The organism is Nonomuraea ferruginea, from assembly GCF_039540635.1.
Classification (GTDB): Bacteria; Actinomycetota; Actinomycetes; order Streptosporangiales; family Streptosporangiaceae; genus Nonomuraea; species Nonomuraea ferruginea.
The window spans coordinates 1-24,684 of sequence record NZ_BAABFD010000037.1; the positions used below are offsets into that span (position 1 = coordinate 1).

General features: G+C 72.2%; 26 protein-coding genes. 15 read left to right on the plus strand and 11 right to left on the minus strand.

Features of this window, described 5'->3' with window-relative positions; all coding sequences use genetic code 11:
- Window positions 1–506: 506 nt before the first annotated feature.
- Together ABD999_RS42355 and ABD999_RS42360 are read right to left on the minus strand one after the other, a co-directional pair.
- Entirely contained in the window at window positions 507–1,232 is a 726-nt protein-coding gene (locus tag ABD999_RS42355) for a class I SAM-dependent methyltransferase (protein ID WP_271279156.1), read from the minus strand.
- 391 nt (window positions 1,233–1,623) lie between these two features.
- Complete coding sequence (locus ABD999_RS42360) at window positions 1,624–2,595, minus strand: DMT family transporter (protein WP_271279155.1); 972 nt, start codon at window positions 2,593–2,595, stop codon at window positions 1,624–1,626.
- A gap of 38 nt (window positions 2,596–2,633) precedes the next feature.
- On the opposite strand from ABD999_RS42360, the gene ABD999_RS42365 reads away from it, so the two are divergent.
- The 3 genes from ABD999_RS42365 to ABD999_RS42375 all read left to right on the plus strand — a co-directional run bounded on the left by ABD999_RS42365 (window position 2,634) and on the right by ABD999_RS42375 (window position 4,233).
- The gene (locus ABD999_RS42365; RefSeq protein WP_148031047.1) at window positions 2,634–3,155 is read left to right on the plus strand and encodes a MarR family winged helix-turn-helix transcriptional regulator; all 522 of its coding nucleotides are present in this window, start codon (window positions 2,634–2,636) and stop codon (window positions 3,153–3,155) included.
- A gap of 137 nt (window positions 3,156–3,292) precedes the next feature.
- Window positions 3,293–3,805: a cysteine dioxygenase gene (locus ABD999_RS42370; protein ID WP_271279154.1), complete on the plus strand. Its 513-nt coding sequence runs from the start codon at window positions 3,293–3,295 to the stop codon at window positions 3,803–3,805.
- Window positions 3,802–4,233: a rhodanese-like domain-containing protein gene (locus ABD999_RS42375; protein ID WP_187281112.1), complete on the plus strand. Its 432-nt coding sequence runs from the start codon at window positions 3,802–3,804 to the stop codon at window positions 4,231–4,233. The genes ABD999_RS42370 and ABD999_RS42375 overlap by 4 nt, the downstream gene beginning before the upstream one ends.
- A 72-nt stretch (window positions 4,234–4,305) precedes the next feature.
- Here the strand turns inward: ABD999_RS42375 and ABD999_RS42380 are convergent, their stop codons facing one another.
- From ABD999_RS42380 to ABD999_RS42420, 9 genes are all read right to left on the minus strand, one after another.
- On the minus strand, window positions 4,306–4,788 hold the full coding sequence (locus ABD999_RS42380) for an SRPBCC family protein (protein WP_271279153.1): 483 nt from the start codon (window positions 4,786–4,788) through the stop codon (window positions 4,306–4,308).
- Window positions 4,785–5,378, minus strand: a complete 594-nt coding sequence (locus tag ABD999_RS42385; protein ID WP_271279152.1) for a TIGR03086 family metal-binding protein — start codon at window positions 5,376–5,378, stop codon at window positions 4,785–4,787. Before ABD999_RS42385 ends, ABD999_RS42380 begins: the two co-directional genes overlap by 4 nt.
- On the minus strand, window positions 5,371–5,706 hold the full coding sequence (locus tag ABD999_RS42390) for an ArsR/SmtB family transcription factor (RefSeq protein WP_148031051.1): 336 nt from the start codon (window positions 5,704–5,706) through the stop codon (window positions 5,371–5,373). The genes ABD999_RS42385 and ABD999_RS42390 overlap by 8 nt, the downstream gene beginning before the upstream one ends.
- A gap of 176 nt (window positions 5,707–5,882) precedes the next feature.
- Window positions 5,883–6,575 carry a CBS domain-containing protein gene (locus ABD999_RS42395; RefSeq protein ID WP_271279151.1) on the minus strand — a complete coding sequence of 231 codons (693 nt, stop codon included), beginning with the start codon at window positions 6,573–6,575 and terminating at the stop codon, window positions 5,883–5,885.
- On the minus strand, window positions 6,572–7,195 hold the full coding sequence (locus ABD999_RS42400) for a CBS domain-containing protein (protein WP_271279150.1): 624 nt from the start codon (window positions 7,193–7,195) through the stop codon (window positions 6,572–6,574). The genes ABD999_RS42395 and ABD999_RS42400 overlap by 4 nt, the downstream gene beginning before the upstream one ends.
- Complete coding sequence (locus ABD999_RS42405) at window positions 7,180–7,860, minus strand: CBS domain-containing protein (RefSeq protein ID WP_271279149.1); 681 nt, start codon at window positions 7,858–7,860, stop codon at window positions 7,180–7,182. Before ABD999_RS42405 ends, ABD999_RS42400 begins: the two co-directional genes overlap by 16 nt.
- A 112-nt stretch (window positions 7,861–7,972) precedes the next feature.
- A complete protein-coding gene (locus ABD999_RS42410) occupies window positions 7,973–8,140 on the minus strand; it encodes a hypothetical protein (protein WP_187281114.1) in 168 nt (55 codons plus the stop codon).
- Window positions 8,141–8,348: 208 nt separating this feature from the next.
- Window positions 8,349–8,696, minus strand: a complete 348-nt coding sequence (locus ABD999_RS42415) for a histone-like nucleoid-structuring protein Lsr2 (RefSeq protein WP_148031054.1) — start codon at window positions 8,694–8,696, stop codon at window positions 8,349–8,351.
- A gap of 571 nt (window positions 8,697–9,267) precedes the next feature.
- Window positions 9,268–10,341, minus strand: coding sequence for a LacI family DNA-binding transcriptional regulator (locus ABD999_RS42420; protein ID WP_271279148.1), 1,074 nt, complete (start codon window positions 10,339–10,341; stop codon window positions 9,268–9,270).
- A gap of 196 nt (window positions 10,342–10,537) precedes the next feature.
- Between ABD999_RS42420 and ABD999_RS42425 the strand changes: the two genes are divergently transcribed.
- From ABD999_RS42425 to ABD999_RS42480, 12 genes are all read left to right on the plus strand, one after another.
- Window positions 10,538–11,485, plus strand: a complete 948-nt coding sequence (locus ABD999_RS42425) for a dihydrodipicolinate synthase family protein (RefSeq protein ID WP_271279147.1) — start codon at window positions 10,538–10,540, stop codon at window positions 11,483–11,485.
- Window positions 11,482–11,769 (plus strand): (2Fe-2S)-binding protein, encoded by a 288-nt coding sequence (locus ABD999_RS42430; RefSeq protein ID WP_148031057.1) that lies wholly within the window; start codon window positions 11,482–11,484, stop codon window positions 11,767–11,769. Before ABD999_RS42425 ends, ABD999_RS42430 begins: the two co-directional genes overlap by 4 nt.
- Window positions 11,766–13,166, plus strand: a complete 1,401-nt coding sequence (locus ABD999_RS42435; RefSeq protein ID WP_271279146.1) for an FAD/NAD(P)-dependent oxidoreductase — start codon at window positions 11,766–11,768, stop codon at window positions 13,164–13,166. Before ABD999_RS42430 ends, ABD999_RS42435 begins: the two co-directional genes overlap by 4 nt.
- Window positions 13,163–14,320: an NAD(P)/FAD-dependent oxidoreductase gene (locus ABD999_RS42440; protein ID WP_271279145.1), complete on the plus strand. Its 1,158-nt coding sequence runs from the start codon at window positions 13,163–13,165 to the stop codon at window positions 14,318–14,320. Before ABD999_RS42435 ends, ABD999_RS42440 begins: the two co-directional genes overlap by 4 nt.
- 34 nt (window positions 14,321–14,354) lie before the next feature.
- Window positions 14,355–15,617: an amidohydrolase family protein gene (locus ABD999_RS42445; RefSeq protein ID WP_271279144.1), complete on the plus strand. Its 1,263-nt coding sequence runs from the start codon at window positions 14,355–14,357 to the stop codon at window positions 15,615–15,617.
- Window positions 15,614–17,665: a hydantoinase/oxoprolinase family protein gene (locus ABD999_RS42450; RefSeq protein ID WP_271279143.1), complete on the plus strand. Its 2,052-nt coding sequence runs from the start codon at window positions 15,614–15,616 to the stop codon at window positions 17,663–17,665. The genes ABD999_RS42445 and ABD999_RS42450 overlap by 4 nt, the downstream gene beginning before the upstream one ends.
- Window positions 17,662–19,395: a hydantoinase B/oxoprolinase family protein gene (locus ABD999_RS42455; protein ID WP_219551905.1), complete on the plus strand. Its 1,734-nt coding sequence runs from the start codon at window positions 17,662–17,664 to the stop codon at window positions 19,393–19,395. The genes ABD999_RS42450 and ABD999_RS42455 overlap by 4 nt, the downstream gene beginning before the upstream one ends.
- Before the next feature lie 79 nt (window positions 19,396–19,474).
- Window positions 19,475–21,076 carry an ABC transporter substrate-binding protein gene (locus ABD999_RS42460; RefSeq protein WP_271279142.1) on the plus strand — a complete coding sequence of 534 codons (1,602 nt, stop codon included), beginning with the start codon at window positions 19,475–19,477 and terminating at the stop codon, window positions 21,074–21,076.
- 26 nt (window positions 21,077–21,102) lie between these two features.
- The gene (locus tag ABD999_RS42465) at window positions 21,103–22,167 is read left to right on the plus strand and encodes an ABC transporter permease (protein WP_345483235.1); all 1,065 of its coding nucleotides are present in this window, start codon (window positions 21,103–21,105) and stop codon (window positions 22,165–22,167) included.
- The gene (locus ABD999_RS42470) at window positions 22,164–23,018 is read left to right on the plus strand and encodes an ABC transporter permease (protein WP_148031064.1); all 855 of its coding nucleotides are present in this window, start codon (window positions 22,164–22,166) and stop codon (window positions 23,016–23,018) included. The genes ABD999_RS42465 and ABD999_RS42470 overlap by 4 nt, the downstream gene beginning before the upstream one ends.
- Window positions 23,015–23,884 (plus strand): ATP-binding cassette domain-containing protein, encoded by an 870-nt coding sequence (locus ABD999_RS42475; protein WP_271279547.1) that lies wholly within the window; start codon window positions 23,015–23,017, stop codon window positions 23,882–23,884. Before ABD999_RS42470 ends, ABD999_RS42475 begins: the two co-directional genes overlap by 4 nt.
- A complete protein-coding gene (locus tag ABD999_RS42480) occupies window positions 23,881–24,675 on the plus strand; it encodes an ATP-binding cassette domain-containing protein (protein ID WP_261808486.1) in 795 nt (264 codons plus the stop codon). The genes ABD999_RS42475 and ABD999_RS42480 overlap by 4 nt, the downstream gene beginning before the upstream one ends.
- Window positions 24,676–24,684: the final 9 nt, after the last annotated feature.

Genomic DNA, 24,684 nt, shown 5'->3' on the forward strand with positions numbered 1-24,684 from the left:
CACGAGCAAGATCAAGAGATTACGTGGCCATCGACCAGGATTTCCGATGTCCGTCTACCGGGACCCTTCTGGCCATCTACCTGGAGTCACCTGTCCGCCGACCTGGAGTTTTAGATGGCCGCATACAGGCCTCCAGGGCGGGGGTTCGCGTACGGTACCGGACCTTCACGGTGCCGGGCGGCCTCCACCCAGGGCGGGGGTTCGCGTACGGTACCGGACCTTCACGGTGGCGGGCGGCCTCCAGTGGGGGTCCGCGTACGGACCGGACCCCCACGGCGCGGGGCAGCCTCCCCACGAACCCACATGGAAGCCCGCGTACGGTACCGAATACTCACAGCGCCGGGCAGCCTCCACCACCCCAGGGCGGGGGTTCGCGTACGGACCGGACTCTCACGGTGCTGGGCGGCTCCTCCACGAACCCGGGGGGAGTTCGCGTACGGTACCGAACCTTCACGGTGCCGGGTGGCGTCCACCCAGGGTGGGGGTTCGCGTACGGTGCCGGATGCTTACGGTGCCGGGTGGTTGATCGTGCGGGCGAGGACGAGGAGGCACCGTGGGCTGCCGTCGTCGCGTCGGCCCAGAGCCGTCAAGGGGGCCGTCGTCACGGTGAACCCGGCCGCCGCCAGCTCGGCGCGGACCGCGCTCAGCGGGCAGGTGTTGTAGTACATGACGAACGGCGGGCGCCACAGCGCGTTCCGGGCCCGCATGGCGAGGTCGAACCCGAGCATCGCCCAGTACATGCCCGACGTGACGGGTGGCGGCGCGCCGATGGGGAAGGCGAAGAGCCCGCCGGGCCGCAGCGCGCGACGCACCCCGGCGAAGAGCGCCGGCCGTTCGGCGGGCAGGAAGTGCCCGAGCGCCCCGAAGCTGACCGCGAGGTCGAAGGACCCGGCGAAGGGCAGGGCCCGGGCGTCGGCCTGGACCCACGCGGCGTCCGGGTGCGTCCGGCGCGCCCGCGCGAGCATGCCGGCGCTGAAGTCGACGCCCGTGATCGGTCCCCGGCACAGGGGCGCGAGGACCCGCATGCCCGCGCCGGTGCCACAGCACACGTCCAGCGCCTGACCGAACGGCCCGAGCGGGCGCAGCACGTCGGCCGTGGCGTCGAGGACGCTGTCGGGGGTGCGGAAAGGCGTGTGGTCGAACTTCGGGGCCAGCAGGTCGTAACCCCGCTCCACCGAGGACAGCGCCTGGACCACCAGTTCACGCAGCGACGGACCCTGAGGCGAGAACATCGGCCCAGGGTACTTCGCCCGCCGACGTCGCGTTCGAACACCCGCCCCGAAACGGCGGGCAACCGCCGAAAGCGCCTTCCGCTTCCGCCGCCGTTACGTGCGGACCGGCAGCGCATGGCACGCTTCTCCGTGACGTCACCGCCCGGTGACCCCCTTCTCCGCAACCTGCCGCGATGCGTCATCACCCGGCAGCCCTCTTCTCCGCGACCTCCCGGAGTGCGTCATCGCCCGGTGGCCCTCTTCACCGCGACCTGCCGCGATGTGTCATCGCCTGGCAGCGCCCTTCTCTGCGACCTGTCGCGGTGCGTTATCGCCCGGCGGTGCCCCTCTCTGCGACCTGCAGCGGGGCGTTATCGCCTGGCGGCGTCCCTCCGGGACCTGCAGCGGGGCGTTATCGCCCGGCGGCGCCCTTCTCCGCGACCTGCCGCGGGGCCTCACCGCCCGGCGGCTCCTTCTCCGCGACCCGCCACGGGGCATGATCCGCCGGTTTCCGGTCCGGGGGGCGTCTGGTGAGGCGGGCCGCGATGGGTTGTCCCAGGAGGATGCCGAGGAAGACCAGGACGAGCCCGAAGACCTGCCGGCCGGTCAGCGTCTCGCCGGCGAGCACCGTACCGAGGAGGACTCCCGTCACCGGGTTGAGCAGCCCGATGAGCCCGACCGTACCGGCGCTCAGGTGGCGCAGCCCCGCGAACCAGGCCGCGAAGGCGAGCGCGGTCGCGATGACCGTGACGTAGCCGAAGCCGAGCAGCGCGGGCCCGTCCAGCGAAGGGGGCGCGCCCTCGACCGCGACCGCGACGGGCACCAGCGCGGCGCCACCCGCGATGAGCTGCCAGGACGTGAGCGAGAAGACGTCGACGTCGCCGCTCCACCGCTTGGCCAGCACGTATCCCAGGGACGACATCGTCATGGCGGAGACGGAGGCGAGGATGCCGGTGAGACCGGCCGCTCCCATGTCCTCCAGCAGCATCAGGCCGACGCCCGCGATCCCGACGCACGCCCCGGCGAGATGGGCCACCCGGGGCCGTTCGGACAGGGCGGCCCAGGCGAACAGCATCATCACCATCGGGGAGGTCGCCATGATGGTGGAGGCGACGCTGGTGGGGAGCGTCTGCGCCGCCAGGTAGACCAGGGCGAAGAAGGCGCCCATGTTGAGCGTGCCGAGCACCGCCGACTTCCACCACCACGATCCCCGGGGGAGTCTCCTGCGGACGAGGAGGAGCAGCAGGCCCGCGGGCAGCGCCCGGATCGCGGCGCCGTACATGGGATGGTCGGCCGGCAGGAACTGCTGGGTGACGTAGTAGGTCGCGCCCCACGCCACGGGCGCGATCGCGGTGATGGGCAGCCAGCGGAAGGTAGCTTCCATGGAAGCAATATAACTTCCCGGGAAGATATATTGGAACCATGAGCGAGTACTCGGACCACGTGGCCAGGATCCAGCGAGCGTGGGAGCGCGAACGGCCCGACCTGGACGTGCGGCCGCAGGGCGTGATCGGGCGCCTCCACCGCCTCGCCGGACATCTGACCGAGCAGCTCTGCGCGGTCTACCGCCGCTACGGGCTGGCGGAGGGGGAGTTCGACGTGCTCGCCACGCTGCGGCGCGCCGGCGAACCCTTCGAGCGCGCGCCCGGCGAACTGGCCGCGCACACCATGGTCACCACGGGGGCGATGAGCAAGCGCATCGACCGGCTCGAACGCGCGGGGCTGGTCACCCGCCGCCGCAGCGCGAGCGACGGGCGCGGCCGGGTCGTCGCCCTGACCGCCGCCGGCCGGGAGCTGATCGACGAGGCGTTCACCGAGCACATGCGCAACGAGCGCCGGCTGCTCGACTGCCTGCCGCCCGAGGAGGCCGCCCAGTTGGAGTCGCTGCTGGCCACCTGGCTCGCCTGCTTCGAGACGCCACGCCGGGACGACGCCGGCCGTTGACGTGGGGGCCTTCGCGGCAAAACCCTTAATTTCAGGTTGACTTAGTGGGGAATTTCGGCCAACCTGTGACGCATGCACTCCGGGTCCCTTCTCTGGTCAGACCTGCCCGTCGATCTCGGGCGGCAGGCGAGCGCGCTGTGTACGGCGCCCGCATCCGCGTGACGACGACCGGCATCGACCAGATCAGGAACACCGACATGACCGTGACGACCTCCGCGCCCGCCCGTCCCAGCCTGGAGAGCAGGGCCCGCGCCATCGCCGCCGACCTCGACGCGTGGGTGGGGCGCGTGCGGCTGAACACCGGGGAGCGCTGGTACGAGCGACTCCACCAGGACGACGACCACGAGGTCTGGCTGATCAGCTGGCTCCCCGGGCAGACGACCGGCTTCCACGACCACGGCGGCTCGCGGGGCGCCTTCGCCGTCGCCCTCGGCACCCTCCGGGAGCACGACCTGACCGCCGAACGCGACCTCGCCCCCGGTGAGGCCCGCGCGTTCGGCCCCGGCTACGTGCACGAGGTCCACAACGGCTCCGCCGCGCCAGCGGTCAGCGTGCACGTCTACTCGCCTCCGCTGTCCACGATGAACCGCTACGAGCTCACGGACCACGGCCTGGTCAAGCTGGTGGAGGAGACGGCGGAGCAGTGGTGACGGGACCGCCGCCCGGCGCGCGCACGATCGACCAGATCCTCGACGACAGGCGGAGGCTGCTGCGCCGGCTGCCGCCCGCCGAGGCGCACACCCGGTCCCTCGCCGGGGCGCTCATCGTCGACATCCGCCCGGCGGCCCAGCGGGCGGACGAGGGCGAGGTGCCGGGCGCGCTCGTCGTCGAACGCAACGTGCTCGAATGGCGCTTCGACCCCGCGGGAGAGGCCAGGCTGCCGGTGGCGACCGGCTACGACGTCGAGATCATCGTCCTGTGTTCGGAGGGCTACACCTCCAGCCTGGCCGCCGCCTCGCTGCACGAGCTCGGCCTGACCAAGGCCACCGACGTCGTCGGCGGCTTCCACGCCTGGCGCGCGGCCGGCCTGCCCACGACCGGCGGCACCGCGGCCTGGTACGGCAGCCGGAGGTCGTGATCTTGGGTGTGGCGGCGTGACATAGGACAGCCACCACATGATCATGCCGGGCTTGTGCCGAGTACGAATGCATCAGGATGCACGTCTTGGGGACAGCACTGCATCAAGTCGGTCGAAGCCCTCGGCCACACCGCGGGCCATGGGGGAGGAGACGACGAGATCGCGGGTGTGCTGCGAATCGAACAGCATGGTGGTGGTCAGCGTCGTCCTGTCGTCCTGTTCGGTGAAGTCGTGGCTGACCAGCGACTCGCCCGGGTACCAGTGGTCGTCGAAGGACTCCGTGTAAGCGAGGCGGGCGGGCGGATCGATCTCCCGGTAGACCCCGCCGGAGGACATCGAGGCGCCGTCCGGCCCATCCCAGACGAAGCGCCACTCGCCGCCGAGACGGAGATCGACCTCGGCCACGACCAGGTTCCAGCCGTGCGCGCCGTACCACTTGACCAGCAGCGAAGGTCGGGTCCAGGCGTCGAAGACCAGATGGCGTGGGGCGCTGAAGACCCGCAGCATCACCACAGTCCGGTCGGAAGGCGTCAGAACGGTGACCCCAGCCGTCATGCGGACCACCGCGGATCGCGGCCGATGAGGGCGAGCAGCCGGTCCTGCGGCGGGGCGTCCTCCTCGATCCGCACCTCCGGGCCGAACACCTCCACGCCCGGACCGAACGCGCCGGGCGTGCGGTACTTCTCCAGCAGGTCCGCCGGCAGCGCGGTGATGGCCGACCAGTGGTATTCCACATCGGCGGGGTCCATCGTGTCGTCCTGGCCGGTGGCTCGGGCGAGGTCCCATCCGTGCAACGGAAGATCGGCGCTCGGGACCTTGTCGATGTGCTCCTCGGCCGTCATCCTGCCGGTGGGCGTTTCACACTCGAGGCTCGCCAGCGAAGGGTCGTCCAGGATCGCCTCGACGTCGGCCCGCGCGGAACGGAACGCGGCGACCGGATCCTCGTCCACGGACGGCGCGGCGCTGGGGGTGCGGTCAAGCTGGCGCAGTATCACGCCGTGCATGTCGATGATGTGCCGCACCACATCCCGGGCGGTCCACTTCTCGCACGGGGATGGGTTGTTCCATTGATCAGGGCGTACGGTCGCGACCTTGCGGTCGAAGGCGTCCGCGCGCCGCCGGTAGCGGTCGGCGATCTCACCCATCGTTGGCCTCTTCACCTTTGAGTTCGTCCAGCAGTTCGTCGAGGTTCTGGTAGCGGTCCTCCCAGAACCGGCTATAGCCCTCCAGCCAGTCGGTGGCGGCCTTGAGCGGACCCGCCTGGAGCCGGCAGGGCCGTCGTTGCGCATCCCGGCTCCGGGAGACGAGCCCGGCGCGTTCGAGCACTCTGAGGTGCTTGGAGATCGCCGGCTGGCTCATGTTGAACGGGCGGGCGAGCTCTGTCACGGTGGCCTCGCCAGACCTGAGCCGGGCGAGGATCGCCCGGCGCGTCGGATCTGCGAGGGCGGCGAAGGTGTCGTCGAGCACACTCATCCATAACCTAGAAGTTCAATAACCACCTGGTTTCATACAGCATCGGCGGATCGGGTGTCAACGAGGACTCGTGCGGCGGCCGAAGGTTGTGACCTTTGTGGTTCCGCCGTCGGCTTGCGTCGCCGGTGGTGACAGGTTCGGGCGCGGTGCTGGTGTGGTCCGCTCCGGCGCGTGTGTCATGCGCCGCCCCACATGGGCACGTCGGCGATGTCGTCGTGCTTCCAGCTGAGCTCGTCGCGGACGGAGACGACGCCGTCGACGTTCTCGGCCAGGCGGACGGCGGTGACGGCCTGGCTGTGCTCGGGCAGGGTGCCGGTCAGGGTGACCACGCCCTCGGCGACGGCGACGTCCAGGGCGTGGTCGCCGGCGCGGACGATCTCCCGTACGTGCCGCTCGATGTCCTCGTCGGGGCGCAGGAAGATCTTGATCAGGTCGCGCCGGCTGACGATGCCGACCAGGCGTCCGCCGGCGTCGACGACGGGCAGCCGCTTGACGCCGTAGCGGTCCATCACGCGCGCCGCGGCCACGACCGGCGTGTCGGGGGTGGTGACGCGGGCGGGGCTGGTCATCAGCGCGCCGGCGGTCTCGCCGAGCGACTTGCGGTAGCCGCCGCCCCCGGCGCCCGCGCCGTGGCGGATGCGCGCCCGCAGCGGCGGCCGGTAGTCCTCGCCGTAGTAGAGCTGCTTGAACTCGTGCTTGGCCAGGAGGTCGTCCTCGGAGACGACGCCCAGCACGCGGTTCTCGTCGTCCAGGACCGGGACCCCGCTGACGCCCCGGCTGATGAGCAGCTCGGCCACGGTGTGGAAGGACGCGTTCTGGTTGACGGCGGCGACGTCGGTGGTCATCACGTTCTCGACGATGGCGGTCATGGCGATCTCCTCAGGAGCTTGACCCGGACGACGCCGGGCACGGTGCGGGCGAGCAGCCCGGCGATCTGACCGGTGTGCTCGGAGGGCGGCCCGCTGAGCTCGGCCACGCCGTCGCGCACGGTGACGTCCCAGCTCGGGCCGGAGGGATACTGCTCGCGCAGCGCCGCCTCGACCGCCGCGCGTAGTTCGTCGTCGGTACGGGCGAGCATGGCCATCAGGTCCCGGCGGCTGACCATGCCAACGATCTCCTTGCCGCGGAGCACGGGCAGGCTCTTGATCCGCTTGCCCACCATCAGGTCGACGGCGGTGGTGACGTCGGTCGTCTCGGTGACGGTGACGACGTCGCCGGTCATCACCTCGTTCACCTGGTGCGGCGGCGGCCCGTCCGTCCGGGGGACGGGCGTCACGGTGGCGCGGGGGTCGGGCTCGAACTCCCCGCGCAGCAGATCCAGCTCGCTGACCACGCCGACCAGGCGGCCCGCGTCGTCGACGACCGGAGCGGCGGTGATGTCGTGGCCGTGCAGGATCCGGACGGCCCGCCGCACCGGGTCGGCGCCGCGGACGGTGACCACCGGGCTGCTCATGACCTCGCGCACCAGCATGGCTACCTGCCCTCCCACGCGGAGTCGTCCTGCTTCCAGGTGAGCTTGTCGATGACATCGACGACGCCGTTGACGCGACGGGTCATCCGGACGGCGATGGCGGCCTCGGTGCGGCGCTCCATCCAGCCGGACAGCGTCACGACGCCCTGGTGCACCTCCACCCGCACGCCGGAGGTCTCCACCCACAGCGCGCGGTCGAGGATGTCCTCCCGGACCTCGGCGGCGATCTCCTCGTCGCCGCGCAGGAACAGCTTGACCAGGTCACGACGGCTGACGACGCCCGCCAGCCGGCCGTCGGGGTCGACGACGGCCAGCCGCTTGACGTCGTGCGCGTCCATCAGGCGAGCGGCCTCGACCGCCGACGCCTGGGGGGAGACGGCCACCGCGGGCGCGGTCATCAGCTCGGCGGCGGTGTCGCCCTCGGCCTTCTGCCGTCCCTTGGGGTTGCGCAGCCGGGCGCGGAGCGGCGGCCGGTAGCCCTCACGGTAGAACTGCTCCCTGAACTCCTCCTTGCGCAGGAGGTCGGCCTCGGACACCATGCCGATCACGTGGCGGTCGTCGTCCACGACGGGGACGGCGCTGATGCCGCCGGTGATGAGCGCTTCCGCGATGTCCTTGAACGGGGTGGTGGCGGTGACGGAGACGACCTCGGTCGTCATCACGTCCGCGACGGTCATCCGCATCGGGGTCTCCTTTGTCGTCCCATCCATCGCACCTCATGGAGGAGGCGGATCGAAGGGCCGGAAGTCCTCTGCCGGACGGTCGTTGGTCAGCGCGCCACGCGGGGGCGGACGCTCAGCCGGACGGGGTCCGGCGCGGCGCGTTCTCGACGGCGCGCGCGAGGGCGAGGCAGGCGGCCGTCAGCGTGCGTACCTGTTCGTCGAGGTCGTCGACCCGCTTCTTCAGGGCCAGCAGTTCGGCGTCGATCGCCGGGGCTTCCATGATCACGCGTCCACCGATCATGATCGGTTCACCTCCACATGCCGTGACACCGTCAGGATGGTTTCCCGGGCGGGCCGGGGGAAGCGGCGAACGCCCCTGGTTTCCGGGACCTATGGCTGTGGCCGGCGCCGTCGCGCCGTGGGCCGCCGCCGCTCCGGCCCCGCCGGGGCCTGAAGCTCGCCCGAGCCCGTGGCCGGCCGGCCACCTCTCGGGCGATGCCAGGAGCGCCCTAGTGGGCGGCTTCGTACTTCTCCACCACCGAGGAGGCGATCCGGCCGCGCTCGCTCACCGGCAGACCCTGGGCCCTGGCCCACTGCCGGATCTCGGCGGACTTCTCCCGGCTCAGCGCGCGGGCGGCGCCGCCGGACCCGCGACGGCCGCGCCCGGCCCGCTCGCTCTTGACCGGGCGAGCCTTGGTGATGAAGGGCGACAGCGCCTTGCGCAACGCTTCTTCGTTCTTCTCTCCCAGATCGATCTCATAGGCGACGCCGTCGAGGCCGAACTTGACGACGTTCTCGGACGACATCCGGCTTCCGTCGAGGTCGTCAATGTAAATCTCGCGAATCTGCTTAGCCATGCTGCAGCTCCATAGTCATAGGCTTGCGGTCTACTGTAGCGGTCTTCAGTAGACGGGTTGTCCTCCCGTGACTATGGTGCAGGCGAAACGCGGAGACCGGAGCGTGAAGTCATCCGGGGCGCGCATTGAACCATCCGGAGCGGGCGGGCATGCCGACGGGAGAACGGGCCGATTCATGGCGGGAGAAGGTTGTCCTGAGCGCTTGGGAGCCGGGCGGTCCCGCGCGCCCGATCCGTTCGTCCCACCCGGCGTGACCAGTGCGTAGCCGATAACGGCGGAGGCCCGGTGCAGCGTCCATATCAGCTCGGCATCTCTTCCGCCAGCCTGATTCCCGGCCGTATTGAGAAAAGCCCGTCCGGCGGTTTCCCCGATCCCCCGGAGCGGGGCCCGGCAAAGGCTTCTCCGCGGCGGTTTCGCCGCCGGATGCGGGCCCATGCATCGGGGCGATGAGCGCGTGCTGTCGAAATCGAATTCAGTAGCCCAAGCCGTTCGGTACGTTCCAGACCGGCGCCGGCGCGCATGGAACAGCAGAGCCGCGGACGAAAACTCGCCCGCGGCTCAGTCCCGATCTCTACGCCTCGACGGCCGCCGCGGTGGGACCCGACGGGCGGTCGCCGCTCCGCGCGCGGGGAGCGGTGGAGTCGCGGAGGATGAGCTGCGCGCCCACCCGGTAGGCGCGGCCGTTGGGGGTCTCGCCGTTCTCCGCGCCCCGGGCCTGCTTCAGCTGGTGCAGCAGGAGGTTCATCGCCAGCTCGCCCAGCTCGCTGGCGCCGTTGTCGACCACCGTGATGGCGGGGGACCAGTAGCGCAGCCACGGGATGTCCTCGTAGCACACCAGCGACAGGTCGCCGGGGATGGCGACGCCGGTGCTCGCCAGCGTGGGCAGGATCCCGAACACGGCCTCGTGGTTGGCGGCGAACAGCGCGGTCATCCGCGGCGTGCGCCCCAGCAGCCGGGCGATGGCCTCGGTGCCGAAGGCGGGGGTGAAGGGGCCGCGCTCGATCAGTGACGCGTCCGGGTCGAGGCCGCGTTCCCGCAGCGCCTGCTCGTATCCGGCGAACCGCTCCCGCCCGGAGTTGGCCGTCGGCTCGCCTCCGATGAACCCGATGCGCTCGTGACCGAGGTCGAGCAGGTGGGCGGTCGCCGCGTGGGCGCCCTCCCGGTCGGCGGCCAGCACGGCTGGGGCGGCGCTGTCGATCGGACGGCGGATGACGTTGACCACCGCCACGCCCTCGGCGCGCAGCGCGTTGGTGGTCGCGCCGTTCTTGCCCGTGCCGATCATGACGATCCCGTCCACACCGTGGGCGGCGAGGGTGAGCAGGAACGCCTTCTCCCGCGCCGGGTCGGCGTCGGTGATGCCCAGCATGACCTGGTATCCCTCGGCCGCGGCGCGGCGCTGGACGACCTCGGCGATCGTGTGGAACGACGCGTTGATGAGGTTGTTGAGCACCAGGCCCACCAGGTGGGACTGCCGCGTGCGCAGGGCGCCGGCCAGCCGGTTGGGGCGGTAGTTGAGCCGGGCGGCCGCCTCCTCGACGGCCGCTCGTGTCTCGGCGGAGATCAGCGGGGAGCCGCTGAGGGCGCGAGAGGCGGTGCTGCGCGACACCCCCGCCTCCGCGGCGACCTCCTTCAGTCCGATCCGCATCGTCCTCCTGCCTGGCGTGGATCTTTGGGATCGATCCCATCGTGCACGGTGATCCTTCCAGAAGATCACTCGTACGTCGACGTAACGCCGAGATTTCGCCGGTAAAAACCTGGTTTCGCCCTTGACCGGAAACCGGCGGATGCTACAACCTTATGCAATCGATCCCATTCCAACTTTTTAGAGGTCGAAGAACCGCATGGACCGCGACGACGTCACCTGGCACGGCTACTGGCCTGCCGCTCCCACTCCCTTCACCGCCGACGGGCGCCTCGACGAGGACGCGTGGCGCGCGCTGCTGCGCCTCTACGCCGAGCAGCGCGTGCACGGGGTCCTGGTCAACGGGAGCACCGGCGAGTGGTTCAGCCAGAGCCCGGACGAGCGCCGGCGGGTCGTCGAGATCGCGGCGGAGGAGGTCGCCGGGCGCTTCCCCGTGGTCGCCGGCATCACCGCCTACACGCCGGACGAGGCGATCGGCCTGGCCCGCCACGCCGCCACCGCCGGCGCCGACGGCGTGCTCGCCACGCCGCCGCCGTACGTGCACCCGGGCCCCGACGAGATCGTGGACTACTACGACCGCATCAGCTCCGCCACCGCGCTGCCGTTCATGGTCTACAACTGGCCGCGCGGGGTCGCCGTGGACATCTCCGCCCATCCCGGGCTGGCCGAGCGGCTGGCGGCGCTCGACAACGTGGTCGCCATCAAGGACAGCACCGGCGACTGGCTGCGGATGCTCGGCACCGTCGAGGCGGTCTGCGACCGGGTGCGGGTCTTCGGCAGCTTCCTGCACCGGCGCGGCCTGGCCGTGCTCATGGAGATCGGCGGCGACGGCAACATCGACGGCGGCGGCATGGGAGCCCCGTTCGCCGTCCCCTACTACGAGGCGGTCGCCGCGGGCGACCGTCAGGCCGCCCGCGAGTGGGCCGGCCGCTACGGCGCGCTGTCGTCCCGGCTCATCAACCCGGACTACAGCGGCGTCTACGGCACGCCCATCGCCCAGCTCAAGGCCGCGATGAACCTGCTCGGCCAGCCCGGCGGGCACGTCCGCCCGCCGCTCCTGCCGATCGAGGACGAGGCGACGCTGCGGGCGATCGACGCCGTCCTGACCGAATCCGGCCTGAAGGCCGCGGCGGGAGCCCGGGCATGAGAGCGAAGGCCGTCATCGGGACGCCGCCGCGCACGGTCACGATCCACGTGGACGGCCGGCCGGTCAGCGTCGTCGAGGGCGTCAGCCTCGCGGCGGCGCTCGTCGGCGACCGCACCTGGACCTTCCGCTACAACCCGGTCAGCGAGGAGCCGCGCGGCCCGTTCTGCGGCATGGGCGTCTGCCTCGAATGCGAGGTGACGGTGGACGGCCGGCCCGGCGTGCGGGCCTGCCTGACCCCGGTACGCCCCGGCATGCGCGTCGAGACCGAGGAGGAGCGGGCGTGACCGTCCACGAGCGCGACGTGCTGATCGTCGGAGGCGGCCCCGCCGGGCTCGCCGCCGCGCACCGGCTGGCCGCCGCCGGGCTGAGTGTCACCGTCGTCGACGAGCAGGCGGAGCTGGGCGGCCAGTACTTCAGGCGGCCCGCCCCCGAGGTCGCCCGCGTCTGGGGCGACCACCGCCCCGAGGGCGGGCGCCTGGTCGGCGCCGTGCGCGCGGCCGGCGTCGAGTGCCGCACCGGCCACCTGGTCTGGGGCGTCGGCGACGACGGGCGCACACTGCTGGTCTGCGACCCCGCGGAGCGCCCCGTGCGGCTGCGCGGCCGCTACCTGATCATCGCCACCGGCGCCCACGAGCGCCCCTTTCCCTTCCCCGGCTGGCAACTGCCCGGCGTGACCACGCCCGGCTTCGCCCAGCATCTGGCCGCCGCCGACCACACGCCGATCGGCGAGCGGGTCGTGCTGGCCGGCTCTGGACCGTTCCTGCTGCCGGTGGCCTGCTCGCTGCTGGACCTCGGCGTGACGGTCGCCGGGATCGCCGAAGCGGGCCGTCCCTACCGGCCCAGCACCCGCGCGCTCGGAACCGTACGGCATCCCGCGCGGTTGCGTGAGCTGGCCGGATACGCCGCGCGCCTGGCCCGGGCACGCGTGCCGCTCTGGCAGAACACCGTGGTGGTGCGCGCCGACGGAGGCGACCGGATCACCTCCGTGACGCTGGCCGCCGCCACCGCGCCCACCCGGCCGGTGCGCACGGTCCAGGTGGACGCGCTCTGCGTCGGGTACGGCTTCCGCCCGCAGACCGACCTGGCCAGGATGCTCGGCTGCGCGGTGCGCACCGACCCGGCGACGGGGGACGCGACACCGGAGCTCGACGACTCGGGGCGCTCCTCGCGCGACGACGTGTACGTCATCGGCGAGGCGGCGGGGATCGGCGGCGCGCCCGTCGCGGAGGTCCGCGGCCTCGCCGCCGCGCTCGACATCCTGGGCCGCGAGGGGCACGAACCCCGTGCCGGCGAGGCGCGCGGGCTGGCCGCGGCCGGTCGCCGCCTCGCGCACTTCAAGCGGCTGACCGACGCGCTCTACCCGGCTCCGGCCGAGCTGGCGCGGCTGCTGCCGTCCGCGCTGCCGGACGCCGCCACGCTCTGCCGCTGCGAGGCCGTCTCCGCGGGAGAGGTCCGCGGGATCGCCAGGACCGCCGGCCGCGACGTGAACGCCGCCAAGGCGTGGACCCGCGCCGGCATGGGACCGTGCCAGGGCCGGGAGTGCGGCTTCGCCGTCACCGCCGTGACCCGGGCGTCCCCGGCGGACGGGCTGCCCGCAGGGGTCTTCCCGTCCCGGCTCCCGGTCCGCCCCGTGCCGGTGGCCACGCTGCTGGAGATGGCCGGCGAAGGGGAGCCGGCATGAGGACGGCGGACGTGGTGATCGTCGGCGCCGGCGTGCTGGGCGCGTCGGCGGCGAGCAGGCTGGCCCGCGACGGCCACCGGGTCGTGGTGCTGGAACGCGGCGCCCCCGGACGTGAGGGTTCCGGCACCACCGCCGGGAACCTGCACGTGCAGGCGGTGCACACCCGGCGTCCCGGCCAGGCCGTCCCCCTGGACAGCGCGCGGTTCGCGCCGCTGCAGCGCGCCGCGAGCGACCTGTGGGAGACCGTCGAGGACGACCTGGGCGCCTCGGTCGAGCTGCGCCGCAGCGGCGGGTTCACCGTCGCCGAGACCCCCGAGCAGGTCCAGGAGCTGTACGACAAGCAGGCCTGGGAGAACGCGGCCGGGATCAAGACGGAGATCCTCGGCGGCGACGCGGCCCGCGACGCCCTGCCGCAGCTCGGGCCGACCGTCGCCGCCGCCACCTGGTGCCCGCACGACGGCTACGCCAACCCGCTGAAGGTCACCCCGGCCTACCTGGACGACGCGGTGCGGCACGGAGCCGAGGTGGTGCCGTTCGCGCCGGTCACCGCGATCGCCCGCGAGGGCGGCTCGTGGCGGGTGCGCGCCGGTGCGCGGGAGATCGAGACCCCTGTGGTGATCGACGTGGCCGGGCCGTGGCTGCACAAGATCGCCGCCCTGACCGGGGTCGCGCTCGACATGGCCCCGGTGGCGATCCAGATGCACGCCACCGTGCGCTGCTCGTCGGGCCTGCCGCACCTGGTCCAGCACATCGGCGAAGGACTGTCGGTCAAACAGGTCAACGCGGGCAACCTGCTGGTCGGCGGCGGCTGGCCGGCCCGGCGGCTGAACCTCGACGGCCGCAGCGACGCGGGCGTGGACAGCATGGTGGGCAACCTGGCCCTGGCCGTGCGGATCCTGCCGTTCGTCCGCCGGCTGCGGCTGCTGCGGGCATGGGCCGGGCCGCTCGCGGCCACGCCCGACGAGATGCCGGTGATCGGCGAGGTGCCGGGCAGGCCGGGGTTCCTCGTCGCGGGCGGCACGTACGCCTTCACCTTCGCCCCCTTGTGGGCCGAGACCCTGCGCTGCCTCGTGGCCGGTGCGGAGCCGCCCGTGGACGTCTCCGACCTGGGGCCGGATCGGCTCATGCACAACCTCCCCGAGAAGAAGAGATGAGGAAACGGTGACAGCGATAGACGGGCGAGCGCCCGTGACCGAGCCCGTGTGGCTGTCCGGCGGTCACGTCGTGGACGTGCGATCCGGATCGATCCGGCGGGACACCAACGTCGTCGTACGCGACGGCCGGATCGAACGGATCACCAGCGACGCCCCGCCCCCCGGAGCGCGCACCGTGCCCCTGGGCGGACGCTACCTGCTGCCCGGGCTGATCTCGGTGCACACCCACCTGTCGGTGGTCTACCCGTTCTCGGACAACGACGAGTCGGAGAACCCCGGCATCACGGCTCTGCGCGCGCTGTCCAGAGCTCGCGAGGCGCTGTACGCGGGAGTCACCACGATCCGGACCGTGCACGAGCAGAACCGTGCCGACCTCCTCGTCCGCACCGCCGCCGGCCAGGGCTGGGTGGAGGCGCCGCGGATCGTGGGCGCCGGCCGGGCGATCTCCACGACCGGCGGCCACGGGCAGGGCAGCGGCTGCGCCTACGCCGACGGCTACGACGCCTTCCTGCGCGCCGCCCGCACGGAACTGGCCGCCGGGGCCGACCTCATCAAGATCTTCATCACCGGCGGCATCGCCCACCAGGGCGAGTCGTTCAACGGCGCGCAGATGACCGTCGACGAGATGCGCGCCGTGGTCCGCGCCGCCGACGAGCACGGCACGTACGTGACCGCGCACGCCGGCGCGGGCTCGGCCATCCGCGAGGCGCTCACCGCCGGGGTGCGCGGCTACGAGCACGCCTACGACCTCGACGAGGCCACCGCCAGGCAGATGGCGGCGCAGCGGGTCTACCTGACCCCGACGCTGTGCGTGACCCGCTGCCCCGACTGGATGGCCGAGCACGCCTTCACCCCGTGGCAGATCGAGCGGGCCCTGGAGGTCGGCCCCGGGCATCTCGCCAGCATCCGCACCGCCATCGCGGCCGGCGTCGCCGACCCGTCCGACCCGGAGAAGCCCGGGATCACCTTCCTGGCCGGCACCGACTACCCGCCCGGCGCGCCGATCGAGGACACCGTGGTCGCGGTCCGCGAGATGGAGTTCCTGGCCGAGGCCGGGCTCGACACCCACCAGGCGCTGCGCTCGGGCACCCTCGACGCGGCCCGCCTGACCGGCCTCGAAGGGCAGGCGGGTGTGGTGGAGGAGGGTCACCTCGCCGACCTGATCGTCACCGAGCGCGACCCGCTGAGCGACCTGTCGGCGCTGCGCCGGATCACCTTCGTCATGCAGGCCGGGCGGGTCGTCCGCGACGACCTGCCCGCCGTACCCGACCACCACGCCACGGAGGGCGCACAGTGAGCCAGGACTCCGGCCGCACCCGCTTCGCCGTCGACATCGGCGGCACCTTCGTCGACGCCATCTCCTACGACGACGCCACCGGCGAACTGCGGCTGCACAAGGCCTCCACCACCCCCGACGCCCCGGCACGCGGCGTCCTCGACGCGGTCGGCGGGCTCGCCGACCGGCTGGACGACGTGGAGGCGTTCGTCCACGGCACCACGCTGGGCCTGAACGCGATCCTCCAGCGGCGCGGCGCCGACGTCGGGATCATCACCAACGAGGGCTTCCGCGACCTGCTGGAGATCGCCCGCGCGAACGTGCCCTCCCAGTACATGTACGACTTCTCCTACGCCCCGCCGCCGCCCCTCGTCCCGCGCCGGCACCGCGTCGGCGTGCCCGGCCGCGTGGACGCCCAGGGCACGGTGATCGAGCCGCTGGACGAGGACGCGGTGCGCGAGGCGGGCCGGGTGCTGGTGGAGGAGCACGGCCTGCGCTCGCTGGCCATCTGCTTCCTGCACTCGTACGCCAACCCCGAGCACGAGCGGCTGGCGGCGCGCATCCTGCGCGAGGCGTACCCCGAGGTGTCGGTCTCGACCTCCACCGACATCACCCGCGAGTACCGCGAGTACGAGCGGACCAGCACGGTCACCCTCGACGCCTACATCCGGCCGGTGCTGAACGACTACATCGCCACCCTGGAGTCGCGGCTGAACGACTCCGGGCTGACCCACCCGCTGCACATCATGCGCTCGGGCGGCGGCGCGATGACCTCCGAGCTGGCCAGGCAGGCGCCGCTGATGACCGTGCTGTCCGGGCCCGCGGGCGGCGTGGTCGGCGCCTCCTTCCTGGCCCGCGAGCAGAACCTGCCGAAGGTGATCACCTTCGACGTGGGCGGCACCAGCCTGGACTGCTGCGTGATCGAGGACGGCGAGCCCGGCGAGGTGCACGAGGCCGCCATCGACGGCTTCCCGCTGCTCATCCCGATCTTCGACATCCGCACCGTGGGCGCCGGCGGCGGCTCGATCGCCTGGATCGACGAGGGCCTGCTCAAGGTCGGCCCGCACAGCGCGGGCGCGGTGCCCGGCCCGGTGGCGTACCGCGCCGGCGGCACCGAGCCGACCGTCACCGACGTGGCGCTGGTCCTCGGCTACCTGGACCCCTCCGGGTTCCTGGACGGCGACATGACCATCGACGCCGACGCCGCCCGCGCCGCCGTGCGGACCGAGCTGGCCGAGCCTCTCGGCGTCGACGTCACCAAGGCGGCGGCGAGCGTCTTCCAGGTCCTGCTGGCCCGCACGGTCGGCGCGCTGCGCGAGATCACCGTGGAGCGGGCGCTGGACCCGAGGGAGTTCGCGCTGCTCGCGTTCGGCGGGGCGGGGCCGCTCCTGGCGCCCATGCTGGCCCGCGAGATGGGCATCGCCACCACGATCGTGCCGCAGGTCCCGGCCGCGTTCTCCGCCTTCGGCATGCTGATGTCGGACCTGGAGTACGAGTTCGCCACCACGGTCCTGCGCCCGCTGACCGACGAGACGCTGGCCGCGGTGGAGGACACGTTCGCCGAACTGGAAGGGCAGGGCGAGGAGGTGCTGTCCGCCCAGGGCGTCAAGCCCGAGGACCGCACCCTGATCCGCCGCCTGGACGTGCGCTACCACGGCCAGGAGCACAGCCTCGGCATCGACCTGGTGCCGGGCGACACCGCGGCGTCCGTGCTCGCCCGCTTCAGCGAGCAGCACGAGGCCCGCTACGGCCACGCGATGCCGGAGCCGGGCCAGATCCTGACGCTGCGGGTGCGCGCGGTGGGCCGGCTGGCCAAGCCGGGCCTGCGCGAGCTGCCGCCGGCCGGGACCGCCACCCCCGAGCCGATCGCCGAGCGCCCGGCGTTCGACGTCGCGACGGGCGAGACGGTCCCGTTCCCGGTGTACGCGCGGGCCACCCTGGGCGCCGGCCACGAGGTGAGCGGGCCGGCCATCGTGGAGGAAGGCACCTCCACCACGGTCATCTTCGGAGACCAGCGGCTCACCGTCGACCGATACGGGCAACTGGTGATCACGGGAGGCCAGGCATGAGCACGGGCGAGCGGCTGGACGGCGCGACCGTCGAGGTGATCAGGAACTACCTGGTCTCGGTGGGCGAGCAGATGCGCCGCACCCTGGTCAGGGCGGCGTTCAACCCGGTCATCTACGAGGTGCTGGACTTCGGCATCTCGATCTACAACGCCGACCTGGACCTGACCGCCGAGGCGGCCGGCATCACCTCGTTCCTGGGCGCCAACGACTACGCCATCGTCAAGGGCGTGGAGTACGTCGGCCGCGAGAACCTCGCGCCCGGCGACGTCTACCTGCTGAACTATCCGTACTGGAGCGGCGCGCACTCCTACGACGCGATGCTCTTCGCCCCGGTGTTCCGGGACGGGCACGACGGCCCCGCGGCCTACCTGGCGGTCCGCGCCCACTGGATGGACCTGGGCGCCAAGGCCCCCGGCTACGTCCTGGACTCGACCGACATGCACCAGGAAGGCCTGATCTTCCCCGGCACGAAGATCGTCAGCGGTGGCGAGCCGGTGCGGGACATCATCGAGCTGATCCGGTTCAACTCCCGGCTGCCCGACCTGACCATCGGCGACTTCCACGCCCAGCTCGCGGCGCTGCGCACCGGCGAGAACCGGCTGGCCCAGGTGTGGGAGAAGTTCGGCGGCGAGACCGTGGACCAGGCCATCCGGCAGCTCATCGAGCACGGCGAGCGGGTCGCCCGCAAGGCCGTGGCCGCGCTGCCCGACGGCTCCTGGACCGCCGTGGACTACTGCGACGACGACGGCATCACCGACGACCTGATCCGGATGGAAGTCAAGGTCACCATCGACGGCGACCACATGGAGGTCGACTTCAACGGCTCCGACGGAGCCGTGCTGGGCCCGGTCAACCTGCCCATCGGCGCCACCGAGAGCCTGGCCAAGGCCACGTTCAAGGAGCTGACCAGCGCGGACGAGCCGTCCAACGCCGGGCACTACCGGGCGCTGTCCGTCGTGGCCGACCCCGGCAACTTCTTCAACGCGCAGTATCCGGTGGCGACGTTCACCCAGTGGAGCGCCATCGTCGCCTTCGAACTGCTGCACAAGGCCCTGGCCCAGGTGCTCGACACCATCCCGGCCTCCTCCGGCGGCGACGAGCCGGGCTTCATGGCGCTCGGCAACGACCCGCGCACCGGCGCCGACTTCGTCATCAGCAACAACGAGGGCATCGGCTGGGGCGCGCGCAAGGACCGCGACGGCGCCAACGCCCAGCAGCACCCCTCGCAGAGCGTGGTCCGCAACACCCCGATCGAGGTGCTGGAGCACAAGTCGACCGTGTTCCACGAGCGGCTGGAGCTGATCCCCGACTCCTGCGGGGCCGGCCGCTTCCGCGGCGGCGTGGGCGTGCTGCGGCAGGTCCGCTACCTCGCCGACGGCGAGGTGCTGTCGATGAAGAAGAAGAGCAAGACCCGCCCCTGGGCGCTGGACGGCGGCCACGAGCCCGAGCCCAGCGAGATGGTGCTGTGGCCGGGCACCGACCGGGCCAAGCGGGTCGGCATGTACCGGGCGGCGATGCGGGCGGGGGACCGCTTCGTCAACCGCACCGCGGGCGGCGGCGGGTACGGCGACCCGCTCGACCGCGACCCGGCCGCCGTGGTCGCCGACGTGCTCGACGGCTACGTCAGCGCGGAGGCGGCGGAGCGGGTCTACGGCGTCGTCGTGGACGACTCCGGAGCCTGGCGGCCCACGCCGGCCAGAGCGGCGCGAACGGCCGCCCCGGAGTCCTGACCACGTGGGACACGGCAAGGCGCCGTGGCCGGAAGCAGGTGTTCGCCGCAACGGCGTACTCATGAAGGGTAGAAGATCCATGCACCACCGCATCCCCCCATCAGCGGGACCGTCCCGCCGGGTCCGTCCCCTGCGTCTGGTCGCGGCCGCCCTGGCCGCCTCCCTCGCCCTCGCGGCGTGCGGCGGCGGCGGCGCCGGCTCCACCGGGGCAGGCGCGGACGCGCGCAAGCAGACGCTGATCATCGCCGAGAACGAGCCCCCGGCGACCTTCGACCCCGTCCAGGCGGACAACTCCACCGTGGACGAGGTGTCCATCCCGGCCTACGACACGCTGCTGCGGTACGAGGGCAACGAGCTGTCGCCGTCGGTCGCCACGGAGTGGAAGTTCGACGAGAAGGGCACCGCGCTCGACCTGACGCTGCGCGACGACGTGACCTTCCACGACGGCGCCAAGCTGACGGCCGCCGACGTGAAGTACACGCTCGACCGCGTCGCCCGGCTCGGCATCGGCGTCGCGTCCCTGGTGAGCGCCTACGACTCCACCGAGGTCGTGGACGACACCCACGTGCGGATCAACCTCAAGCAGCCGAACGCGCCGTTCGCCTCCGCGCTCACCCGCGTCTACCTGCTCAACTCCAAGCTCGTGACGGCCAACGCCGGCGACGACGACGGCCAGAAGTGGCTGGCCACCAACGACGCCGGGTCCGGCCCGTACAAGCTGGCCGGCTACACCGCCAACCAGGAGGCGCGCTTCACCCGCTACGACGGCTACTGGGGCGGTTTCACCAACCAGGCCAAGGACGTGGTGTTCCGCTACCTCCCGCAGGCCGCGACCCAGAAGACGGCGCTGGCCTCGGGCGATGTCGACATCGCGATGGACATCGCGCCCACCGACTGGGCCGGGATGGAGGGCTCCGGGTTCACGGTCGACAAGGCCGACACCAACGTCCAGCTGTACGTGTTCTTCAAGATGAAGGACTCGGCGGTGTCGAACCCGAAGCTGCGTGAGGCGATCGCGCACGCCTACGACTACGACCAGCACGTCAGCGCCATCCTCAAGGGAGCCGGCAAGAAGGCCGTCGGCGTCCTGCCCAGCGGCATGACCTGCTTCGACGAGACCACGCCGCAGCCGGTCAGGGACGTGGCCAAGGCCAAGCAGATCCTGGCCGACGCCGGGCTGAGCGGCGTCACGCTCACCATGACGTACCTGAAGGCCACGGCGGAGATGGAGCAGGCCGCCACGCTGCTGCAGTCCAACCTGTCCGAGATCGGCGTCAAGCTGAACCTGGAGGCCATCACCTACCCGCAGTACGTCGAGCGGCTGAAGACCAACGAGACCACGCCGGACCTCGGCATGATCTACGGCTTCCCGCCGTACCCGGACCCGGACGCGGTGCTGTACCTGCAGTTCCACTCCAGCTTCGCCAACGGCGGGCTGAACAGCGGCGGCTACGACAACGCCGAGGTCGACAAGCTCACCGAGCAGGGCCAGCAGGCGACCGACGAGGCCGAGCGGTGCGCCGCGTACAGCGAGGCCCAGAAGCTCATCGCCGCCGACCACTACGCCGTCAACCTGGCGAACTCGCAGTACGTGACGGTCCTGCGCCAGGGCCTGACCGGCTACACCTACCAGCCGGCCCACCACCAGACCGTGGACGTCTACAAGATCCAGGTCGGCTGAGCCGCGGTACGAGGAGGGACCCCCGCATGGCCCGTTTGCTGCTCCGGCGGCTCGTCACGAGCGTCGTCGTGCTGGTCGGCCTGGCCGTCGTCACGTTCCTGATGACCCAGGTGCTGCCCGGCGACCCGGCCCGCGCCGCCGCCGGGCGCAACGCGACAGCCGAGCAGGTGGCCGCCGTCGCCGCCCGGCTGGGCCTGGACCAGCCGGTGTGGGACCAGTTCCTGGCCTACATGGGCCGGCTGTTCCAGGGAGACATCGGGACGTCGGTGTTCACCCAGCGCCCGGTGCTGGAGGATGTCGCGGCCATGCTGCCCTCCTCGCTGGAACTGGTGCTCGCCGCCATGGTGATCAACATCGTGGTGGCGGTGCCGCTGGGGACGTACGCCGCCTGGCGGAGCGGCCGGGCGGCGGACGCCGCCGCCCGGCTGATCACCCTGCTGGGCGCGGCCGTGCCGGTGTTCTGGCTCGGCCTGATGCTCCAGCTGGTGTTCGCCGCCGAGCTCAGGGTGCTGCCCCTCACCGGGCAGCTCTCCTTCGGCCGCCAGGTGCCGGCCATCACCGGCATGACCTCGGTGGACGCGCTGCTCAGCGGAGACATGGCGGCCTTCGGCGACGCCATGGCCCACCTGCTGCTGCCGGCCGTGACGCTCGCCGCGTCGTTCGTGGCGGTGGTGGCCAGGACCGTGCGCTCCTCCATGCTCACCGCGCTGAGCCGCGACTACATCGCGCTGGCCCGGGCGACCGGCGCGTCGGAGTTCCGCGTGGTGGTGCGGCACGGGCTGCGTAACGCGCTGGTGCCCGCCAGCACCATCCTCGGCATGCAGCTCGGCTGGATGCTCGGCTCCACCGTCCTGGTCGAGTCCGTCTTCGGCAGGACCGGCATCGGCTCCTACGCGGTGACCGCGGTGCTGCAGAACGACCTTTACGCCGTGATCGGCACGGTTCTCGTGATCGGAGTGGTCTTCGTGCTGGCGAACATCGCCGTCGACCTCGTCCAGCTCTGGCTGAACCCGAGGCTGCGCCACACCGGCGCCCGCGCCCGGCGCACGACCGTACCTTCAGAGGCCCCCGCGACGGAGGTGCCGGCATGAGCGCGCACGCCGCCGCCAAGCCGCGGACCCGGCGCCGGGTGCCCGTCGTGGAGGGGATCGCCCTCGCCGTGGCGGCGCTCGTGGTGCTGATGGCCGTCGCCGGGCCGCTGCTCGCCCCGTACGACCCGTACGCGGTGGACCTCTCCCGGTCGCTCCTGCCGCCGTCGGCCGAGCACTGGCTCGGCACCGACTCCAACGGCCGGGACGTGCTGAGCCGGGTCCTGTACGGCGCCCGCGTCACCCTGCCGGCGACCCTGGTCGTCATCGCCGCCTCCACGCTGATCGGCCTGCTGATCGGCACGCTCGCGGCGCTCGGCGGGAAGGTCGTCGACGAGGTGCTCATGCGGATCACCGACATCGGGCTGTCGCTGCCGGCGATCATCCTGGCCCTCGGCCTGGCCGCCGCGCTCGGGCCCGGCCTGTCCTCCGCGGTCATCGCGCTGTCGCTCACCTGGTGGCCGGGTTACGCCCGGCTGGTGCGCACGCTCGTCCGCGAGGTCAAGGACGCCGAGTACGTCGACGCGGCCCGCGTCATGGGCGTCCCGCAGGGACGGCTGATCTTCCGGCACATCCTGCCCAACGCGCTCAACACGCTCTACGTGCAGACCACGGTGGACGTGGGCGCGGTGATGCTGGTGATCTCCGGCCTGTCCTTCATCGGCGTGGGCGCCCAGGTGCCCTCGTCCGAGTGGGGCGCGATGATCGCCGGTGAGGCCAACAACCTCACCAACGCCTGGTGGGCCGTGGCCTTCCCGGGCCTCGCCCTGCTGCTGACCGCCCTGGCGTTCAACCTGGTGGGCGACTGGCTGCGGGTGCGCAACGACCCGACGATCCGTCAGGAGGCGCGATGAGCACCGACCCCCTGCTCCGCATCCGGGACCTGCGGGTGTCCTACCCGGCGGCGGGAGGCGCGGGAGGCGCGGGAGGCATGGCCGAGGTCGTCCACGGCGTGGACCTCGACCTCGCGTCCGGCGAGCGGGTCGCCCTGGTCGGCGAGTCGGGGTCCGGCAAGTCGGTCACGGCGCGGGCCGTGCTCCGGCTGGATCCGGACGCGCGGCTGTCCGGCGGCATCGAGCTGGAGGGCGTCGACCTGCTGGGGCTGCCGCAGCGCCGGATGCGCGAGATCCGTGGCGGCCGGGTCGGCCTGGTCTTCCAGGACCCGCTGGCCTCGCTCAACCCGGTGATGACCATCGGCCGCCAGGTCATGCAGCCGCTCGTCATCCGGGGCGTGTCCCGGCGGGTGGCCCGCCGCCGGGCGATCGAGCTGCTGGAACGGCTGGGCGTGCGCGACGCGGAGCACCGCGTCGACGACTACCCGCACCAGTTCTCCGGCGGCATGCGGCAGCGCGTGGTGATCGCCATCGCGGTCATCGCCGAGCCCGCGCTGCTCATCGCCGACGAGCCCACGACCGCGCTGGACGTGCGGGTGCAGGCACGGGTCCTGGAACTGCTGCACGAGCTGGCCGCCGAACGCGGCATGTCCATCCTGCTGATCACCCACGACCTGGGCATCGTCGCCGGGTTCGCCGAGCGGGCGGTGGTGATGCGCCACGGCCGGGCCGTCGAGACCGGCACCGTCGACCAGATCTACAACGCGCCCCGGCACGACTACACCAGGGCGCTGCTGGCCGCCGTCCCGCGCATCGGCGGCGACGTCACCCGGCCGTTGGCCGTCATCGGCGCCGCCGGGAACGCGCCCGAGGAGGAGGAATCGTGAGCGAGCCGCTGCTCCAGGTCCGTGACCTGGTCAAGACCTTCGGCGGGCGGCGCGTGCTGGGCGGCGTCTCCTTCGACGTGGCGCCGGGCGAGGTGCTCGGCCTGGTCGGGGAGTCCGGGTCGGGCAAGTCCACCACCGCGCGGTGCGTCACCCGGCTCACCCGCCCGGACAGCGGCCGGGTCCTCCTCGGCGGCCGCGACGTGCTCACCGCCGGGCGGCGCGAGCTGCGCGCCCTGCGGGCGGACATGCAGATGGTCTTCCAGGACCCGTACTCGTCGCTGAACCCGCGCATGACCGTGGCCGAGCTCGTCGGCGAGCCGCTGCTCGTGCACGGGCTGGAACCCGATCGCCGGCGGCGCCGCGAACGGGCCGCGGAACTGCTGGAGACGGTCGGCATGTCGGCCGAGCACCTGGACCGCCACCCGCGCTCCTTCTCCGGCGGGCAGCGCCAGCGCATCTCCATCGCCCGCGCCCTCGCGGTGGAGCCGCGGCTGCTCATCTGCGACGAGCCGGTCTCGTCGCTGGACGTGTCGGTCCAGGCCCAGGTGCTGAACCTGCTGCGCGACCTGCGCGAGCGGCTGGGCCTGTCCATCCTGTTCATCGCCCACGACCTGGCGGTCGTCTACTACCTCTGCGACCGGGTGGCGGTCATGCTCGACGGCGAGCTGGCCGAGATCGGCACCCGCGAGCAGATCTACGGCGAGCCGAGCCACCCCTACACCCGCTCGCTGCTCGACGCCGTGCCCGTCCCCGACCCGGCGCTCGCCAAGCGGCGCCACACCACCGCATGAAGGAGCACC

Excerpts from the sequence above, each read along its gene's own strand:
- ABD999_RS42405 (WP_271279149.1), bottom strand. The coding sequence starts at position 7,860 with ATGCGGATGACCGTCGCGGACGTGATGACGACCGAGGTCGTCTCCGTC.
- ABD999_RS42430 (WP_148031057.1), top strand. The coding sequence starts at position 11,482 with ATGAGAGCGAAGGCCGTCATCGGGACGCCGCCGCGCACGGTCACGATC.
- ABD999_RS42415 (WP_148031054.1), bottom strand. The coding sequence starts at position 8,696 with ATGGCTAAGCAGATTCGCGAGATTTACATTGACGACCTCGACGGAAGC.
- ABD999_RS42465 (WP_345483235.1), top strand. The coding sequence starts at position 21,103 with ATGGCCCGTTTGCTGCTCCGGCGGCTCGTCACGAGCGTCGTCGTGCTG.
- ABD999_RS42395 (WP_271279151.1), bottom strand. The coding sequence starts at position 6,575 with ATGACCGCCATCGTCGAGAACGTGATGACCACCGACGTCGCCGCCGTC.
- ABD999_RS42460 (WP_271279142.1), top strand. The coding sequence starts at position 19,475 with ATGCACCACCGCATCCCCCCATCAGCGGGACCGTCCCGCCGGGTCCGT.
- ABD999_RS42355 (WP_271279156.1), bottom strand. The coding sequence starts at position 1,232 with ATGTTCTCGCCTCAGGGTCCGTCGCTGCGTGAACTGGTGGTCCAGGCG.
- ABD999_RS42380 (WP_271279153.1), bottom strand. The coding sequence starts at position 4,788 with ATGACGGCTGGGGTCACCGTTCTGACGCCTTCCGACCGGACTGTGGTG.
- ABD999_RS42410 (WP_187281114.1), bottom strand. The coding sequence starts at position 8,140 with ATGATCGGTGGACGCGTGATCATGGAAGCCCCGGCGATCGACGCCGAA.
- ABD999_RS42440 (WP_271279145.1), top strand. The coding sequence starts at position 13,163 with ATGAGGACGGCGGACGTGGTGATCGTCGGCGCCGGCGTGCTGGGCGCG.
- ABD999_RS42420 (WP_271279148.1), bottom strand. The coding sequence starts at position 10,341 with ATGCGGATCGGACTGAAGGAGGTCGCCGCGGAGGCGGGGGTGTCGCGC.
- ABD999_RS42390 (WP_148031051.1), bottom strand. The coding sequence starts at position 5,706 with ATGAGTGTGCTCGACGACACCTTCGCCGCCCTCGCAGATCCGACGCGC.
- ABD999_RS42425 (WP_271279147.1), top strand. The coding sequence starts at position 10,538 with ATGGACCGCGACGACGTCACCTGGCACGGCTACTGGCCTGCCGCTCCC.
- ABD999_RS42360 (WP_271279155.1), bottom strand. The coding sequence starts at position 2,595 with ATGGAAGCTACCTTCCGCTGGCTGCCCATCACCGCGATCGCGCCCGTG.
- ABD999_RS42455 (WP_219551905.1), top strand. The coding sequence starts at position 17,662 with ATGAGCACGGGCGAGCGGCTGGACGGCGCGACCGTCGAGGTGATCAGG.
- ABD999_RS42475 (WP_271279547.1), top strand. The coding sequence starts at position 23,015 with ATGAGCACCGACCCCCTGCTCCGCATCCGGGACCTGCGGGTGTCCTAC.
- ABD999_RS42385 (WP_271279152.1), bottom strand. The coding sequence starts at position 5,378 with ATGGGTGAGATCGCCGACCGCTACCGGCGGCGCGCGGACGCCTTCGAC.
- ABD999_RS42470 (WP_148031064.1), top strand. The coding sequence starts at position 22,164 with ATGAGCGCGCACGCCGCCGCCAAGCCGCGGACCCGGCGCCGGGTGCCC.
- ABD999_RS42365 (WP_148031047.1), top strand. The coding sequence starts at position 2,634 with ATGAGCGAGTACTCGGACCACGTGGCCAGGATCCAGCGAGCGTGGGAG.